The sequence below is a fragment of the Williamsia sp. 1135 genome (assembly GCF_002095395.1).
In the GTDB taxonomy this organism is placed as follows: domain Bacteria; phylum Actinomycetota; class Actinomycetes; order Mycobacteriales; family Mycobacteriaceae; genus Williamsia.
Map to the genome: position 1 here is coordinate 61,372 of NZ_MJEI01000100.1, position 16,323 is coordinate 77,694.

General features: G+C 65.7%; 16 protein-coding genes and 1 tRNA gene. 10 read left to right on the forward strand and 7 right to left on the reverse strand.

Annotated features, from left to right (window positions below):
* Positions 1-2 precede the first annotated feature (2 nt).
* From BFL43_RS19045 to BFL43_RS19080, 8 genes are all read left to right on the forward strand, one after another.
* Positions 3-191 (forward strand): Rv0909 family putative TA system antitoxin, encoded by a 189-nt coding sequence (locus BFL43_RS19045; protein ID WP_084838883.1) that lies wholly within the window; start codon positions 3-5, stop codon positions 189-191.
* The gene (locus BFL43_RS19050; RefSeq protein ID WP_240498356.1) at positions 130-1,452 is read left to right on the forward strand and encodes a lipase family protein; all 1,323 of its coding nucleotides are present in this window, start codon (positions 130-132) and stop codon (positions 1,450-1,452) included. The genes BFL43_RS19045 and BFL43_RS19050 overlap by 62 nt, the downstream gene beginning before the upstream one ends.
* A gap of 57 nt (positions 1,453-1,509) precedes the next feature.
* Positions 1,510-1,947 (forward strand): SRPBCC family protein, encoded by a 438-nt coding sequence (locus BFL43_RS19055; RefSeq protein WP_084894055.1) that lies wholly within the window; start codon positions 1,510-1,512, stop codon positions 1,945-1,947.
* 60 nt (positions 1,948-2,007) lie between these two features.
* Entirely contained in the window at positions 2,008-3,678 is a 1,671-nt protein-coding gene (locus tag BFL43_RS19060) for a substrate-binding domain-containing protein (protein ID WP_084894056.1), read from the forward strand.
* A gap of 85 nt (positions 3,679-3,763) precedes the next feature.
* On the forward strand, positions 3,764-4,252 hold the full coding sequence (locus tag BFL43_RS19065) for a calcium-binding protein (protein WP_084894151.1): 489 nt from the start codon (positions 3,764-3,766) through the stop codon (positions 4,250-4,252).
* 131 nt (positions 4,253-4,383) lie between these two features.
* Positions 4,384-4,890, forward strand: coding sequence for an FMN-binding protein (locus tag BFL43_RS19070; RefSeq protein ID WP_084894152.1), 507 nt, complete (start codon positions 4,384-4,386; stop codon positions 4,888-4,890).
* A 17-nt stretch (positions 4,891-4,907) separates the two neighbouring features.
* Positions 4,908-5,759 (forward strand): FAD:protein FMN transferase, encoded by an 852-nt coding sequence (locus BFL43_RS19075; protein ID WP_143695413.1) that lies wholly within the window; start codon positions 4,908-4,910, stop codon positions 5,757-5,759.
* The gene (locus tag BFL43_RS19080) at positions 5,756-7,273 is read left to right on the forward strand and encodes a hypothetical protein (protein ID WP_084894058.1); all 1,518 of its coding nucleotides are present in this window, start codon (positions 5,756-5,758) and stop codon (positions 7,271-7,273) included. The genes BFL43_RS19075 and BFL43_RS19080 overlap by 4 nt, the downstream gene beginning before the upstream one ends.
* Positions 7,274-7,362: 89 nt before the next feature.
* Here BFL43_RS19080 and BFL43_RS19085 read toward each other — a convergent pair whose 3' ends face one another.
* Complete coding sequence (locus tag BFL43_RS19085) at positions 7,363-8,322, reverse strand: proline dehydrogenase family protein (protein ID WP_084894059.1); 960 nt, start codon at positions 8,320-8,322, stop codon at positions 7,363-7,365.
* Between the two features lie 2 nt (positions 8,323-8,324).
* On the reverse strand, positions 8,325-9,959 hold the full coding sequence (gene pruA, locus BFL43_RS19090) for an L-glutamate gamma-semialdehyde dehydrogenase (RefSeq protein ID WP_084894060.1): 1,635 nt from the start codon (positions 9,957-9,959) through the stop codon (positions 8,325-8,327).
* A 95-nt stretch (positions 9,960-10,054) separates the two neighbouring features.
* Between pruA and BFL43_RS19095 the strand changes: the two genes are divergently transcribed.
* Positions 10,055-11,668, forward strand: a complete 1,614-nt coding sequence (locus BFL43_RS19095) for a helix-turn-helix domain-containing protein (protein WP_084894061.1) — start codon at positions 10,055-10,057, stop codon at positions 11,666-11,668.
* Here BFL43_RS19095 and BFL43_RS19100 read toward each other — a convergent pair.
* The 3 genes from BFL43_RS19100 to dacB all read right to left on the reverse strand — a co-directional run bounded on the left by BFL43_RS19100 (position 11,604) and on the right by dacB (position 15,181).
* Entirely contained in the window at positions 11,604-12,275 is a 672-nt protein-coding gene (locus BFL43_RS19100; protein ID WP_084894062.1) for a Pr6Pr family membrane protein, read from the reverse strand. The two genes, BFL43_RS19095 and BFL43_RS19100, sit on opposite strands and share 65 nt — an antisense overlap.
* Before the next feature lie 4 nt (positions 12,276-12,279).
* Positions 12,280-13,416, reverse strand: coding sequence for a DUF3068 domain-containing protein (locus tag BFL43_RS19105; RefSeq protein ID WP_168176680.1), 1,137 nt, complete (start codon positions 13,414-13,416; stop codon positions 12,280-12,282).
* Between the two features lie 103 nt (positions 13,417-13,519).
* Positions 13,520-15,181 carry a D-alanyl-D-alanine carboxypeptidase/D-alanyl-D-alanine-endopeptidase gene (dacB, locus tag BFL43_RS19110; RefSeq protein ID WP_168176681.1) on the reverse strand — a complete coding sequence of 554 codons (1,662 nt, stop codon included), beginning with the start codon at positions 15,179-15,181 and terminating at the stop codon, positions 13,520-13,522.
* 128 nt (positions 15,182-15,309) lie between these two features.
* Between dacB and BFL43_RS19115 the strand changes: the two genes are divergently transcribed.
* Positions 15,310-15,840 (forward strand): GNAT family N-acetyltransferase, encoded by a 531-nt coding sequence (locus BFL43_RS19115; protein WP_084894065.1) that lies wholly within the window; start codon positions 15,310-15,312, stop codon positions 15,838-15,840.
* A 92-nt stretch (positions 15,841-15,932) separates the two neighbouring features.
* On the opposite strand, the gene BFL43_RS19120 is transcribed toward BFL43_RS19115, so the two are convergent.
* Both BFL43_RS19120 and BFL43_RS19125 read right to left on the reverse strand, forming a co-directional pair.
* A tRNA-Arg gene (locus tag BFL43_RS19120) sits at positions 15,933-16,005 on the reverse strand.
* A gap of 22 nt (positions 16,006-16,027) precedes the next feature.
* On the reverse strand, positions 16,028-16,276 hold the full coding sequence (locus BFL43_RS19125; RefSeq protein WP_084894066.1) for a DUF2630 family protein: 249 nt from the start codon (positions 16,274-16,276) through the stop codon (positions 16,028-16,030).
* Positions 16,277-16,323 lie beyond the last annotated feature (47 nt).

The window sequence follows — 16,323 nt, forward strand, 5'->3', positions numbered from 1 at the left end:
CCGTGGATCTCAAAGGCCTGATCAACAAGGGCAAGTCGACGTTGAGCAAGAACACCAAGATCATCGACCAGGGCGCCGACGCGGTGAACAAAGCCACGAAGGGCAAGTACGCCGGGCAGGTCCGCAAGGGTGCGGACGCCGCGAAGAAGTTCGCTCAGGACGACAAGAGGAACCCGGGCCAGCAGCACTGACAGGCACCCGATCAAGAAGCTGACCACGGCGCTGATCGCGCCGGCAGTCGCACTGCTCGCGATCACCGCGTGTTCCACCACCGGCGACGACGACGGCCGAGCGCTGTCGTCGTCGCCGAGTGCGTCCGGAGCCCCGTCGTCCCCGGCGCCGTCGTCCTCGCAGCCTCCGGCGCCCTCGCCGGCCGAGCGGGGCGCCATCGTCACGCAGGAGACGTTCGAGGCCGGTCCCGAACTCCGAGCCGCCGGTACCTTGACCCGGGTGGTCTACCGATCCACCGCCGGGTACGGGGGCGGTTTCGGCACGGAGGTCTCCGGGGTGATCGCGGTTCCCGACGGCGTCCCACCGCCCGGCGGGTGGCCGATCGTCGCCTTGGGCCACGGCACCACCGGAACCGATCAGAGCTGTGGACCGTCCGACTACGCCGATCTCCTGGGTGAAGCCGGCAACATGACCCGCCTGCTCAATCGTGGATTCGTCGTCGCCGCCAGCGATTACCAGGGACTCGGGACCGCGGTGAGCAAACCCAGGCCGCATCCATATCTCGAGCCGAGGACAGTGGCCTTCAACATGATCGATGCGGTGCGCGCTGCCCAGGACGTCGTCCCCGGCACGTCCGACCGCTGGGCGGCCATCGGGGCATCGCAGGGCGGACAGGCCGCCTGGGCGTCCGCGGAGGCGGCGGGTGACTACGGCCAGGGGCTGGAGTTCGTGGGCGCAGCTGCGTTGGCGCCCGCTGCGGATGTCTCGCCGATCACCGAAGCGGGGGTCGACACCAAGTACACCGACGCCCAGAAGATCTTCATCCCGAACTTGGTGGCCGGACTCCGTGAGGTGCATCCCGACCTCGACCCTGACGATTACATGCGCGGAGGCCTCGCGGCAGGCGCGGATGTGTTCACCTCGTGCGGCCCGACGTCGACGGCGGATCGCTTCAGCGCCGCCATGTCGATTGCTCCCGGTGATGCTGCGATCGCCGATCAGGATGCCGCCGACCGGATCCGCGAGATCTTGCAGGGTGATGCGCTGCCTGCTCGCCGAGCGGACGGTCCGCTGTTCGTCGCGTACGGAGACCAGGACACCATCATCCTGTCGGCCTGGACCACGGCGGCGCTGCAGCGTGCCTGCGCTGCGGGTGACGTCATCGAGGTCGTGCGCAAACCCGACGGCGGGCACACCAACCTCGGGGTCACCGGTACCGCCGTCGACTGGATCTCCGACCGTTTCGCGGACGAGCCGGCGCCGAACAGCTGCCCCGTCTGAGCGGACACGGGCGGCCGCTCGCACCACTGCGGTAGTTCGGACGCTAACGTCAGCGGCATGGCAAAGGTCAAAGATTCGATCAAGGTGGGATTGACGCCGGCACAGGCGTGGGAGCATGCGCTGGACCTGTCCCGATTCGGTGAATGGCTCGTCATTCACGATGGGTGGCGTAGCGAACTCCCGGGGCCGGGAGAGATCGGCAAGGGCACCGAGGTGTCGTCGGTCGTGGCGGCCAAGGGCACCCGGGTGCGGTTCAACTGGGTCGTCGACGAATACGACCCGCCCCGTCGCGTGAGCCTGAAGGGCGACGGCAAGGGCGGTGTGAAGGTCACCCTGATCCTCGAGGTCGCTCCTGATGGTGACGGCGCCGACCTCACCTTCGAGCTCGAACTCGGAGGCCTGCCGATGATCGGGCTCGCCGGCCGGGCGGCCGCGAAGGTCGTCAAGGGCGACATCCACACCTCCCTGCAGAAGTTCCACGACCTGTACGCCTGACCTCACCGCCGTCGCCGGTGTGTATAGAATCCGGCGAACCTCGAAACAAGGTGGTGAGGGATGGGTCGACACGGAGTCGACAGCGGCGCCGAGGAAGAGTTCGGATTCAGCGGACATCGCGACGGCGGGCGGGGGAGTGGGGGACGGTGGGCCCTGGTCGCTCTGGTGCTCGTCGCGGGGTTGGTGGCGGGACTGATCTTGTGGCGCACTGTGTGGGACGGGTCAGGGACCGATTGCGATTCCCGGGAAGCGGTGGCGGTGATCGCCGACCCGTCGATGGCAGGCACCCTCAAGCCGGTGGCCGCCGAGGCGTCGAGTGGCTCCTGCTACGACTTCACCGTGACCGCGGTCAGCGGCGCGAACGTGGCAGGGCAGCTGACCAAGGGTGATCAGGCTCCGGATCTGTGGATCGCAGACTCTCAGACGAGGGCGCGCAAGGTCACCGACCAGGTTCGCGTTTCCCCCGACATCATCGCCGATTCCGTGGCCGCGAGCCCCGTGGTTGTTGCGGGTAAAGATGTTGCGCCGCTGGAGAACTGGGTTGACGTCATGACGTTGCCGGGACTGCGGCTCGGCAACCCGATCGACTCGAGCACCGGGGATGCGCCGATCGTCGGCGCGCTGGCCGCCGAGCAGGACGGTGCCATCACCCGTAAAGAGTTCACCGATGCGATGACATTGCTGGCGCTGCAGCAAGGCAACGCGCGCGTCGGCGGCGACTCCGACGGTGACCGGCTCGCGGTCGCGGCGGGTAGTGATTCCCCGACCGTCGTCAGCGAACAGCATTTCATCGAGTTCCAGCGCGCGAATCCTGAGAGCGGTCTGACGCCCTCGGTTCCAGGGGACGGGACCATGGTCCTGGACTATCCGATGCTCAACACCGCGTCCGCCGCCCGCAAGGACACCATCGCGAAGGCCGGCGCGAAGCTCGTCGAACAGATCACGTCCGATCAAGGCGCAGAAGCTTTGACCGCGAGCGGTTTTCGTACGTCGGTGGATGAACCCGGCCCCGAGGGTGGGGTCGGCCAGGTGACGGTGCTGACCCTCAAGGATCCGGCCCAGGAGGACAAGGCGCTGCGGCAGTGGGCGGTGCTCGGCGTGCCGATCCGCAGCCTGGTCGTCGAGGATGCCTCGGGATCGATGGAGGAACGTGCGGGGGACTCCACGCGTGCCGAAATGCTTGTGGAGGCAAGCCAGAACGGACTGAAGCTGTTCCCGAACAACACCGCACTGGGTGCGTGGCTGTTCTCGATCAACATGGGCGGGCAGGGACAGGACTGGCTCCCGATCGCGCCCATCGAACGCCTCGACACCGTCGACGCGGATGGACAGACGCACCGTGAGTACCTCGAGTCGCAGATCGTCACCTTGCCGGACCGCCTCGGCGGTGCGACCGGCCTCTACGACACCACGCTGGCAGCGTTCAAAGAGGTACAGGACAGCTACGACCCCAACTTCTCGAACAGTGTCATCCTCCTGACCGACGGTCAGAACGAGGACGACAACTCCATCAGTCTGCAGGGGCTGCTGGCCGAGCTCAAGGCCCTCGAGGACCCGGCCCGGCCGGTGTTGATCCTGACCATCGGCATCACCGAGGACGCTGATGCCGACTCGCTGAAGCAGATCGCCGATGCCACCGGCGGGACCAGCTACATCGCCGAGTCGGCAGCCGACATCTCGACGGTGTTCGTCGATGCGGTGGCCGCACGGATCGAGGCGGCCGGTCGTTAGCCCACCTACCAGGCGTCCATCAATTAGGTGAGACTAAATGGCTCAAGTGGACCGTGGGCCGGATTTGTCGTGCATCATTCTGTGCATGACTCTGACGATCTCATCGCCTACCGGGACACGAATCGCCAACGCGACCAAGACTGCTGCGGTTCTGGCCGGAGCGGTGGCGGCCCTGGCGGCGTGCGGCGGGGGAGACGCCGCGGCGGACACGGCGACGACAGGGTCGCAGTCGACCGCGGTGGGGCCCGCCGAGGCCGTTGCTGCTGTCTCCCCCTACGCCGATGGCGAGTACACCGCGGTGGGCACCTACACCTCACCCGGTGGTGAGCAGGAGCTCGGCGTGACGGTGACGTTGTCGAACTCGGTGATCACGGCGTTGACCCTCGACACCAGTGACGCGCAGGGCCCATCCGCCGGCTTCCAGAACAACTTCGATCTCGGTGTCACGGACAAGGGCCTGGTCGTCGGCAAGAGCATCGACGACCTCGAGATCAGCAAGGTCTCCGGTTCGTCGCTGACGTCCATCGGATTCAACGATGCGATCGACCAGATCAAAGCCGAGGCGCAGGCCTGAACGATGGCAGAAAAATGGCCCGCTGGCAGCAATAACACGGCTGCGCTTAAAGCTGGCTGAGTTCTGAGAGATTCCTGTCAAAGTCCCGCCAAACGGACCGCGGTCGACTCTCACCAGGCACTATGGACACCATGACTTCGACCATCACTTCATCTTCAAAGAGCCGAATTGTCAACGCGGGCAAGGTCGCTGCGGTGATCGCAGCGACCGGCGCTGCGATTGCCGCCTGTGGCGACGACGGCGGGAGCACCTCTGCGTCGACCACCACGGCAGCAGCAACATCCACCACGACGGGTTCGACCGCCGCGGAATCGACAGCGGCACAGGGTGACTCGACCTCCCCGTATGCCGACGGTGAATACTCGGCCACCGGCACCTACAACTCACCCGGTGGTGAGCAGTCGGTTGGTGTCACTGTCACCCTGTCGAACTCGGTGATCACCGCGCTCACCCTCGACACCAGCCAGACAAAGGGCACCTCGGCCGAGTTCCAGGCGAAGTTCGCCAGTGGTATCGACTCCCTCGTCGTCGGCAAGAGCATCGATGAGCTCGACGTCAGCAAGGTCTCCGGATCGTCGCTGACCTCCGGTGGGTTCAACAACGCGATCGACCAGATCAAGAGCGAAGCCCAGGCGTGATCAGCGGGTCGACGGCAGTGTCTGTGTGGGAGTTCAGCGCTCTCGGGACGGCGTGGGACATCACGGTGCCTGCGCCGCTCTCCGAGGCGCTTCGCGCGCAGATCGCCGTCGAACTGGACCGTATCGATCAGGTGTGGTCGAGGTTCCGGCCGGATTCGATGGTGGCCGAGATCGCCCGCACCGCGGGGGAGTACCCGATCGCAGAATCCGATCAGCCGATGCTCGACCTGCATCGACGCCTCTATGAAGTCACGAACGGGCTCGTGACGCCGTTGGTGGGACAGACCCTGGATGATGCCGGGTACGGCGCCGGGTATGCGTTGCGGCCCGCGGACACGGTCGCGGAGGTATCTGCCTGGGACGACGTCATCGCCGGCTGGCAGGGGACGCTCCGCACGAGCCGACCAGCGCTGATCGACGTCGGCGCCAGCGGTAAGGGATTCGCCGTCGATCAGGTTTCGAGGATCCTCGCCGCGGCGGGGGTCGACGAGTACCTCGTCAACGGCAGCGGGGACATCAGGGCCGGTGCTGCGCCGCACCGGATCGCCCTCGAGCACCCGACAGATCCCACGAAGGCCATCGGCACAGTGATGATCGAGAACAACGCGATCTGCGGTTCGGCGAGCAATCGGCGCGCGTGGGCCGATTGGCACCACATCGTAGACCCGCGGAGTAGCAGACCAACCCGAGAGGTGCTGGCCACCTGGGTGATCGCCGACGACACCATGACCGCCGACGGTCTGTCGACCGCGCTGTTCTTCTGCCCTCCGCAGAAGCTGCTGCGTGACTATCGCTTCGACTACGTGGTGGTGCGGGCAAACGGCAGCGTGGAGAATTCACATGCCCGAGAACTGGAGCTCTTTCTATGAAGTTCGTCCGACTCATCGACCGTATCTCGATGTACCGCTTCGTGTTGCTGGCATTGGTGGTCCTGGCCGTGTACTCGCTGGCCGTCGCCGCCTCGGACGCCGACTTCGCCTATACCGCAACACAGTTGCTGGGATCGCTGGCGATTCTGGTCGTCGTCTGTGGCATCGTCACCTACGCGTGCGCCGCGGTCGTGCGAGTACCACCGGGAAGCGAATCGTGGCTGATCACCGCGCTCATCCTGTTCTTCATCTTTCCGGGCGTCACCGATTCCGACGCGGCGTGGGGACTCGTCCTGGCCGCCGCGGTCGCGAGTGCCTCGAAGTATGTCCTCGCCGTGCGTCGGCGTCACATCGTGAACCCTGCGGTCGCGGGAGCGGTGATCAGCTATCTCCTCGCCTACTTCTCCATCGGGCCATTCGAGTACCCGGTCTGGTGGGTTGCCGCTGAACCGCTGCTGATCGCCATGATCGTGATCGGTGCCGCGGTGGTGTGGAAGCTGCGCGAATGGTGGCTGGTCGGCGGGTTCGTCGCGGTGTCGGTCCTGACGATCATCGTTGTGGCACTCGATGCCGACACCCCGATCGGCGATGCACTCGATCTGGGCTTCACGTCCACACCGCTGCTGTTCGTGGCGGCGATCATGTTGACCGAACCACTCACCTCTCCGGCGACCCGGGTCCCGAAGGTGATCTACGCGGCGCTCGTCGGCATCCTGATGTTCTGGGGTCAGACGTTCGAGATCACGTCCGACTTCACGCTGGCGTTCGTCCCTGAGATCGCGTTGCTCGCGGGCAGTCTGTTCACGTTCGTCGTCGGCATGCGGTGGCGTCGTACCGTGCTCACCGTGGATTCGGTGCGGCCGATCGGGGTGGACACGTACGAGGTCCTGGCCACGCCACCGCTGCGCTTTACACCCGGACAGTGGGCGCAGATCTCGGCGGCCACCTGGAGCCCGACGCCGGACAAGCAGGGCACCCGGCGGGTGCTCTCGCTGGCCGGGGCGCCGTCGGAAACACATACCCGCTTCGGGTTCACCGCAGTCGGTGAGCCGTCGGCCTTCAAGAAGAGGCTCATCGACGGCACCACCACCACGTTGTACGTCGACGAGGTGGGAGGCGACTTCAGGCTTCCCCGCAAGACGTCGACCCCCACCGTCTTCATCGCTGGTGGCATCGGCGTGACCCCGTTCCGATCCATGCTTGCCGAGTTGACTGCGAAGACCGGCGGCGACCTGTCCCACGTCTCGATGATCTACGCCGCCAACACCGACGATCGATTGGTGTACGCGGACATCCTCGACGCCGCGAAGAGCCTTGGAGCCCAGGTGATCACCGTCGTCGGAGGGCTGGTGAGCGTGGAGGAGATCGACTCCATCGCCCGCCCCGGCGCGCACTACTATCTGTCCGGACCACCGGCGATGCTGGCAGCTCTCAAGCCGATGCTGATCCGCGCCGAACCCGAACTCAGGTGGCAGCCGTGGCGGGTGCATACCGATCGTTTCATCGGGTACTAGGTCTCGCCGGAAATTCGCGCCACCTGCGCGCGTACGCGCCAGTTGCAACCGGCTCGTACGCACGCAAGTGGCGCGAATTCGGGAGGGGGCTAACCCCGGGAGACCAACGCGCGCAGGAAGAACGTGAGGTTGGCCGGACGCTCGGCGAGGCGGCGCATGAAGTAGCCGTACCACTGGGAACCGAATGGAACGTAGACGCGGACCTGACGGCCGGCCTGCGCGAGTCGGACCTGCTCGCTATCACGGATCCCGTAGAGCATCTGATGTTCCCACTCGCCTGCCCCGCGGCCGGCGGCTTCGGACATCGCCTCGGCCGCCTCGATCATCGCTGGGTCATGACTGGCAACCATCGGATACCCGTTGCCGTCCATCAGAATCCGCAGGCATCTCAGGTAGGACTCGTCGACATCGGCCTTGCTCTGAAATGCAACGTCCACCGGTTCGGCGTATGCCCCCTTGCACAACCTGATTCGTGACCCCGGGCCCGAGAACTCGGCACAATCATCGGCGGTGCGATGTAGATAGGACTGCAGCACGGTTCCGAGGTCCGGGAAGTCGGCGCGTAGCTCGCGAACGATCCGCAAGGTGGCGTCCGTGGTGGTGTGGTCCTCGGCGTCGACGGTGACCCAGACACCGGCTTGCGCTGCCGCACTGGTGATCCGGTGAGCGTTTTCCAATGCGATCTTCTCGCCGTGCCGCGGTAGCGCCCGACCCAGTGCCGACAACTTCAGCGAGACCTCCAGCGGGTGACCTTGCGCCGCCACCTCCTGGTCGCCGAGCATCCCGATGAGTTTCAGATACGCCTGCACCGTCGCATCGGCCGCCGATTCGTCGGTGGTGTCCTCGCCCAGGTAATCGATGCTGATCAACCGGCCGGATGCGAGCAGGCCCGCTCCTGCATCGAGGACGTCGTCGAACGACTCACCGGGTACGAAGCGGTGCACCACGTTTCGGGTGACGGCGATCTTCTCGGCCGTCCGTTTGATCCGGTCGCTGCGGGCGGCGGCCATGATGACGCCTCGTGCCACGGTGGCAGTGGGTGTGGCCATGCTCATTCACCTGCCATGTGCGGGTAGGGCGACGACGTCGGTGGGTCGAAAGTCTCCTTGATGGTCCGGGTGGAGGTCCATCGCATGAGGTTCTGCCTCGACCCCGCCTTGTCGTTGGTGCCCGACGCCCTCGCGCCGCCGAAAGGCTGCTGGCCGACGACCGCTCCGGAAGGCTTGTCGTTGACGTAGAAGTTTCCTGCGGCGTTACGCAGCCCCGACATAGCCGTGGTCACTGCGGCCCGGTCGTCGGCGATCACGGCACCGGTCAGTGCGTAACGGGCGCTCGAATCCACCTCGTGCACCATCGATTCGAAGTCGTTGTCGGGGTAGACGTGTACCGCCAAGATGGGACCGAAGTACTCGGTGCGGAAGGACTCGTCGTGGGGATCGTCGCTCAGCAGGACGGTGGGCTGGACAAAGTAGCCGGTCGAATCGTCGTGGCCCCCACCGGCCACGACCGTGAGAGTCGGGACCGATTTCGCGCGCTCGATCGCCGCCGCCGATTTGTCGAAGGCCCGCTGGTCGATCACCGCCCCACCGAAGTTGCTCAGGTCGCGCACGTCGCCATAGGCAAGTGCGTTGGTCTCCTGCAGGAAGTCGTCGCCCATCTTGTCCCAAACCGACCTCGGGATGTAGGCGCGTGAGGCGGCCGAACACTTCTGACCCTGATACTCGAATGCCCCGCGGATGAGCGCAGTGCGCAGGACGTCAGGATTCGCCGACGTGTGGGCCAGCACAAAGTCTTTTCCGCCGGTCTCTCCGACGAGTCGCGGATATGTGCGGTACCGGTCGATGTTCGAGCCGACCTCCCGCCACAGGTGCTGAAACGTCGCGGTCGAGCCGGTGAAGTGGATACCGGCGAGGTTCGGATCGGCCAGCGCCACATCCGACACCGCGATCCCATCGCCGGCAACGAGATTGATCACCCCAGGTGGCATCCCGGCGGCTTCGAGGAGTTTCATGGTGAGGTAGGCGGCGTAGGTCTGGGTGGGTGACGGTTTCCAGACGACGGTGTTCCCCATCAACATGGGAGCGGTCGGCAGGTTCGCGGCGATGGCGGTGAAGTTGAACGGCGTGATCGCGTAGACGAAACCTTCGAGAGGCCGGTGGTCGAGCCGATTCCACACTCCTGGACCGGAGATGGGCTGCTCGGCGAGGATCTCGCGGGCAAATCCGACATTGAAGCGCCAGAAGTCGACGAGTTCGCATGGAGCGTCGATCTCGGCCTGCTGCACCGTCTTCGACTGCCCGAGCATGGTGGCTGCTGCAATGGATTCGCGCCACGGCCCCGACAGCAGGTCCGCGGCACGCAGCAGCACCGCGGCACGATCATCGAACGAGGTTGCGGCCCAGTCCGCGCTGGCGCCGCGGGCGGCGGCGACGGCCGCGCGAGCGTCGTCGTGAGTGCCGTTGGTGAACGTCCCCAGCACATCTGCGTGGGCATGCGGTTGGACGACGGCCACGCGCTCACCGCTGCCGGCGGCGTGGACACCGCCGATGACGTGCGGCAGGTCGATCGGATCGGCGGCGCTGAGCTTGTCGAGTTCAGCGGTGATGCGGGCCCGTTCGGCGGATCCGGGCGCGTAGGTGTGGACCGGCTCATTCCGGGCGGTCGGGGGAGTGGTGATGGCGTCCATGTGTCCATTCCAACCCGGCGCGGACCGCGAAACGATGGCCGATCCGACAAAGAGTTGCGCTATCCTTGTGTCGATCCGACAAAGGATGACCTCGCATGTCGCAACCGAACGGTGCCACCCCGACCGGTGGTTCGCTGACTCTCGGTCGGCTTCTCCTGGCGCTCAATGGCACCCTGGTGACGCTGGTCGAAGCACCGGACGGGCTGGATCAGCCGGTGTCGACCGTTGCGCTACTCGACGCCGACGACCTGTTGCTCGGTGTCGGACGGGCAGCCCGAGCCGCAGAGCTGGCGTTGCTCGTCGGGGTCGATTCAGATCAGGCCATCGCCTGGCTCGCGACGCTCGGGGCCCGGACACCGGCGGCCATCCTGGTGAAGCTGCCCGACGTCGAACTGGTGCGCCGGGCGGCGGCCGGAGGCATCGCGGTGGTGGCCGTGGATCCCCACGCGCGGTGGGAGCGGATCTACAACCTGATCGGGCGGGTCCTGGACCAGTCGCGCACGGGATCACCGGAATCGATGGCGAGTGGTACGGCAGGAGACCTGTTCGCGCTTGCGCAAGCGGTCGCCGACCGTACCGGAGGTCTGGTGAGCATCGAGGACGCCGACTCGCATGTGCTGGCGTACAGCAGTTCTGACGAGCAGGCGGACACACTGCGCCGGTTGTCGATCCTCGGACGCGAAGGTCCACCGGAGATGCTCGACTGGCTTCGGCAGTGGGGCGTGTTCAGCGCCCTGCGATCCCGGACCGAGGTGGTCTCGGTGGCAGCACGCGCCGATCTGGGCTTGCGGCCAAGGATCGCCATCGGGATCCGCGAGCCCGGCGCTGCAACGTATCTGGGCACGCTGTGGCTACAGCAGGGTGCTGCTGAGGTATCCGACGACGCCGGCCCGGTGATCACCGGCGCTGCCGCCGTGGCCGCTCGGATCATCGCGCGTTCCGCGGCGGTCCCGTCGGTGCACGGTGAACAGGTGCAGCGTCTGCTGGGGCTCCGCGGTGAGGTTGTCGATGTTCCCTACCTCGCATCCGCACTTGCCTTGCCGGGGGACGGCCCGGTCGCGGTCGTCGGCTTCGGAGGGCAAGACGTCGCTGATGCCGGCACCGTGCTGACCGGGTCATACCTTCCGGCGCTGACATTGCACGCCAGCGCTTTCCGTCCCGACTCGGTGACAACAGCCGCGGGCGATCGTGTCTACGTGTTGTTTCCCCGGACCGACGCCGGAGCGACGATGCGGTGGGCGCGGGTGACAGTGGCCGCCGCGCAGCGCCAGTTCGGTCTACGGGTCCGGGGCGTCGTCGCCGATTCGCCCGCGGGTCTTGGCGCGGTCGCGGGCCTGCGCGGCGACGTGGATCGGGTCCTCGACGCCGCGCTGCGGGAGGGCGCCCACATCGACGTCGTCAGTACCGTCGAACAGTCGCGAACGCCGGTGTTGCTCGGGGAGATCGTGGGCCTGCTCGCCGACAACCCCGACCTGGTCGATCCGCGGGTCGCCCAGCTTCGTGAGTACGATCTGGCCCACGACTCGGCGCTGGTGCCGTCGGTGCGGGCGTACCTCGACGCGTTCGGAGACGTGCGGGCTGCCGCCGGCGACCTCCATGTGCACCCGAATACGTTGCGCTACCGGCTGCGTCGTGCGCGCGAGCTCACCGGGCTGGATCTGGGAGACCAGTCGACCCGGCTGGTGATGGCGTTGGCGCTGCGGGTGTAGTCATCCGGAATCGGCTGTACCAGGCGAGCGCCAGCGAGATCAGGGCCGCGAGGACGGCGATGCCGAGGCTGACCACGATCACTGCCGCGACACCGTTTTCGTTCGGATCGAGGAACGGGTAGGGGTACCAGTCGACGAGCGGGCCGCGGATCGAGGTGTACACCACGTACACCAGGGGAAAGGTCAACCAGATCATGGCTTTTCGCGAACCGATCGCCACTGCGGGCGGATCGATCAGCCAGTCGATCGCGAGGGCGATGGGAACCAGGTAGTGCAACACCGTGTTGTCCCATGCGACCGCTGTGAACTGGGTGGCTTCGAGCCCGGACAGCAGGACGGTGAAGCCGATGCCGGTCACCAACATGTACAGGGTGCTCGCACCCCGCAGCATCGCGATCCGGTCGAGCGATCGTCCACTCGCCAGCAACCCCGCACTGAGCAGCAGCACCACCGAGGCCAGCAGGTTGCTCTCCACGGTGAAGTAGCTGAAGAAATTGGCGGCTTCGAACGTGCCGCGATCGATCAGCACCACGACCTCGGTGACGAGCGCAGTGAGGGTGAGCAGGCCCAGGATCAGTTTGAAGCCGATGAGACCGACGGTGCGCACGCGCTCATTCAACTCTGTTGCCGGGTTCCTCCGGTCGTCGCCGCACCAGAAGTCCGATTCCCGCCAGCAGGGCGACGCCACCCACAACGCCGATGATGATCGGGATGATCGTTCCGCCCCAGCGCAGTTGGTCGACGTAGCCGCTCGCCTTGTCGGACTGCCGCCTGATCGTCGCGTCGGTCCAGGCCATCGTCGCGCTGAAGGCATCCATCCGGAAATCGCGGATGGGTGCGGCCAGATCGGGATCCTCCCAGCCGGGGGACTTGAAGTACTGCTGCTGGATCTCGCGGCCGTTGAGGACGGTCCCGGTGTTCGGTTCCACCCACACATGCCGCGTCGCCTTCGCGAACCGGTCCATCACGACCTTCTCGTCCGCGGGTATCCCGGTGATGCCCCACCAGCTCGCGGGCATCTCGAGTGAGGTGCCCAGACCCGGTTGACCGCTGGGTGTCTCCAGCAGGATCTGGTCGATTTCGGGGACCTCGCTGACGAACTCGTAGGCCGTCAGACCGTTGATCTCGGTCTCACCGACGAACTTCGCGGGCACGTCCTGCCGGGAGTTGATGTCGTAGTAGAGCTGGTCGGACTTGTCGACGTCGAATCCGAACTTGTACTGGAATCCTTCCCGGGGCGCCTCGACGAAGTTGTCCTCGGCGTCGATCGTGCGGGTGCCCTCCGGGGCCTCGATGGTGTGCAGGCGGTTGATCTCGCCGTTGGGCTTGCTGGTCTCGCGGTCGAGGGACACCACGTCGACGCTTCCGGTGAGCACACCGTCTTCGCAGGTCCGCTTGCCGTCGACGGGTGCGACGGTCGGCTCGATCGTCTCGTCGCCGTCCTGGATGCGGTCGATCTGGACCGTCTGCCCTGACTGCACGGTCACCTGGCCGGAGTCGGACGGGTCGATGACCACGGTGCGGCGTTGCTGGGTGAGATGCGCGTCGAACACCTCGGCTCGTGGCCCACTGACCGAGCAGCGGTTGAAGACCCGGGCGGGAACGTCGTTGCTGTCGGTCAGACCCGCGGGCTGCGATTGCGCGACAGTGGTGATGTCGAGGTCGAGCGGCACGACTTTGAGCTTGGGAACCAACCACAGTGGAACCGCGATCGCCGCGGTGATCGCCGCTATCCCGATGAAGATCAACGCCGGTGCCAGAAACCTTTTGATGTCGAAACCCCTCTCGAACGCCGATGTCCGGGTCCAAGTATGGCAAGGGCCATTGTCACCCTGCGTCAGGGTGGTGTGTTCAGAGTGTCTCGTAGATGATGCTCGAGATGACACCCTCGTCCTCGAAGACCGAGGAGATCTCTGGCCCGAAGTCGTTCAGTCGTCCGGCGTTGTTGACCATCAGCGCATATGCCACTGTTCGGCCACTTTTGGTCTCGATGTAACCGGCCAGGTTCTGTGCGACGAGGTTCACGGCCTCGCCGTCCTCGGTGGGTTCGACGGTGGTCCCGGTCTTGGCGAAGACGTGGCCTTTACCGGGCAGCGTTGTCCCTGTGGAGGCGAGCGATCCATTGACGCCCATGATCGGTAGGCAGTTCAGATAATCCTCGGCCACGTCGGTCTTGCTCATCGCGGTCAGCAGTTGTACCAATGCTCGGGGCGAGGCTTTGCTGTCGGGACTTCCACTGCCGTTCGTCGGGAAATCGAACTGATCGCCGTTGACGCCGAAATCGTTGATGAGCGTCGTGCGCTCGGCGGCCAGGGCCGTGTCGATGGTCCGCGCGCCCTTGGTGAGACCGAACAGGCTCAGCGCCAGGTTCGCGCCCAGGTTGAGGCTGACCTTGAGGATGAGCTGTGCCTGCTGGAGGTACGGCGGGGCGACGAAGGACGCGACGAGATTCTCGTCGGTGTAGGTGTCGGTAGCAGGCAGTCGCGCGGCCGGCTTGGGTCCGATCGTGGGAGCGGTCATGGTGATGCCGTTGCGGCGCAAGGCTTCGACGAACGCGGTGCGTGCGTACGCCGCCGGGTCCTCGATCCGGAACGTGCCGACGAAGATCTCGCTGCCGGTGAGGGGCGCCTGATAGTCCACGGCGATGTCGCCGCCGACTGTGCCGGTGCAGCCGGCGGCGCCGACGCATTCGATACGACCGTTGTCGGACAACGTCACTGCGCTGGCCGTGCCTGCGGGGACCGTGGCGACCGAACCCGCCACGGTCAGCGCCGACGATTTCGGCCGGTAGTCGACGGTCGCGGGCTGGCCGGGCTGTGTCGGCTCGGCGCTGACGTCGACCATGTTCTCGTTCAGCAGGATCGGCGTGATCAACAAGTTGCCGTTGGGGACGCGGTATGCCCTGAACAGCCTGTCGTCGACGATCACGTCGCCGGTGATGGTGGTGATCCCGGCTGCTCTGACCTGAGCGGCGAGATCGTTGATCGCGAACAGCGGATCCTGCGGTGTCGGGATCGCGGTGCCCAGGTTGTTGGCGTCGTTGTGATCGAAGTCGGTGAATTGCACGGTGTCCGCGTCGATGCGCCGGCCCCCGAAGGTGAGGTCGCCGCCGCCGAAGAGGATCAGATCTCCGTTCAGCGTGCCCTGATCAACGGCCCCGGTCCGGTGTACCGGGGTGGTGATCCGATGGTCCACTCCGAGGGTGTTCAGTGCCATCCCGACCGAGAAGAGCTTGCGCGTCGACCCGGTGAGGGCGATGTCGTCAGGGTTGAGGGCGTAGAACACCTCGCCGGTTTCGATGTCGCTGACCAGCAGACTCCACGTCGCACCGGATTCGGTGTAGCGGGGCTTGTTGAGGACTGCGCTGATGCTGTCGGGCAGCGGAGCGCTCGACTCCGTGGCACTCGCGGACGGCCCGGCGTTGTCGGAGTCGGTACCGCAGGCGACGGCTGCGACAGAGACGCCGGCGACCCCGGCGAGAAACGACCGGCGCTTGATCGTGCTGCTGAACATGGTGATTCCCTCGGGCCCTGTTACTGCAAGTTGCGGCAACTCTAGGAAGCTTGCCATGCGTGCGTCGCAAATGTCGCGGATCAGTTCCGTGTGCTGCGCCGGGACGACGAACTTGTAGCGTGAGCGGAATGTTGATCCGTCAGGCGACCGCTGAGGACGCACGTGCGCTCGCAGTGGTTGCAGCAGCCACCTTTCCGCTCGCGTGCCCACCTCAGACGACCGACGCCGCGAAGGCCGATTTCATCGCTACGGAACTCTCGCGCGAGCGTTTCGACGAGTATCTCGCTGATCCGGATCGGGCCATCGTCGTCGCGGACGAAGGTGACCATCTCGCCGGATACACGATGATCGTCTTCGGCGAACCCGCCGACGCCGACGCCGCGGGAGCGATCACGCTGCGACCCACCGTCGAACTCAGCAAGTGCTACGTGCTGCCCGGCGCACATGGAGGCGGAGTGGCCCACCGGCTGATGGCGCAGACGTTGAAACTGGCTCACGAGCGAGGTGGCGCCGGGGTCTGGCTCGGGGTCAACGAACTGAACACCAAGGCTCAGCGATTCTACGAGAAGAACGGTTTCGGAAAAGTCGGACGCAAGAGATTCCTGATCGGCGGAGCCTACGAAGACGACGACATCCTCGAGCGTGCATTGCCCGAGTGATTCACCAGAAACGTCCCCGGGAACAACCGCCGAGGGCGATATGCCCTTGGTGGTCGTCCTCGGGGACGAAGATGGTGGTCGATCCCTGAGAGTGCCCTCGGCAGGATTCGAACCTGCGACCTACCGCTTAGGAGGCGGTTGCTCTATCCCCTGAGCTACGGGGGCGCACGGGAGAGAACTTACCAAGTCAGTTGAGGTAGCCCTCGACCACGTTCTCCGACCGCACCGCGGCGTCGTCGGGATTGCCGCCGGAACGCCGTAGCGCGTCACGCTGCCGGAGCAGGTCCCAGCACTGGTCGAGCTGTACCTCGACCTCGCGGAGCTGGGTGTGCTCTTCGTCCGGCGTGATCTTGCCGTCGGTCAGCTGGGTGCGGAGTTCTTTTTCATGCGCGATCAGATCGGTGATCTGGGCGTGAAGGTTCTTGTCTGTGGTCACCCCACAAACTGTAGGCGCCGACCCTGGGTCCACGCACGTGCCGGTAC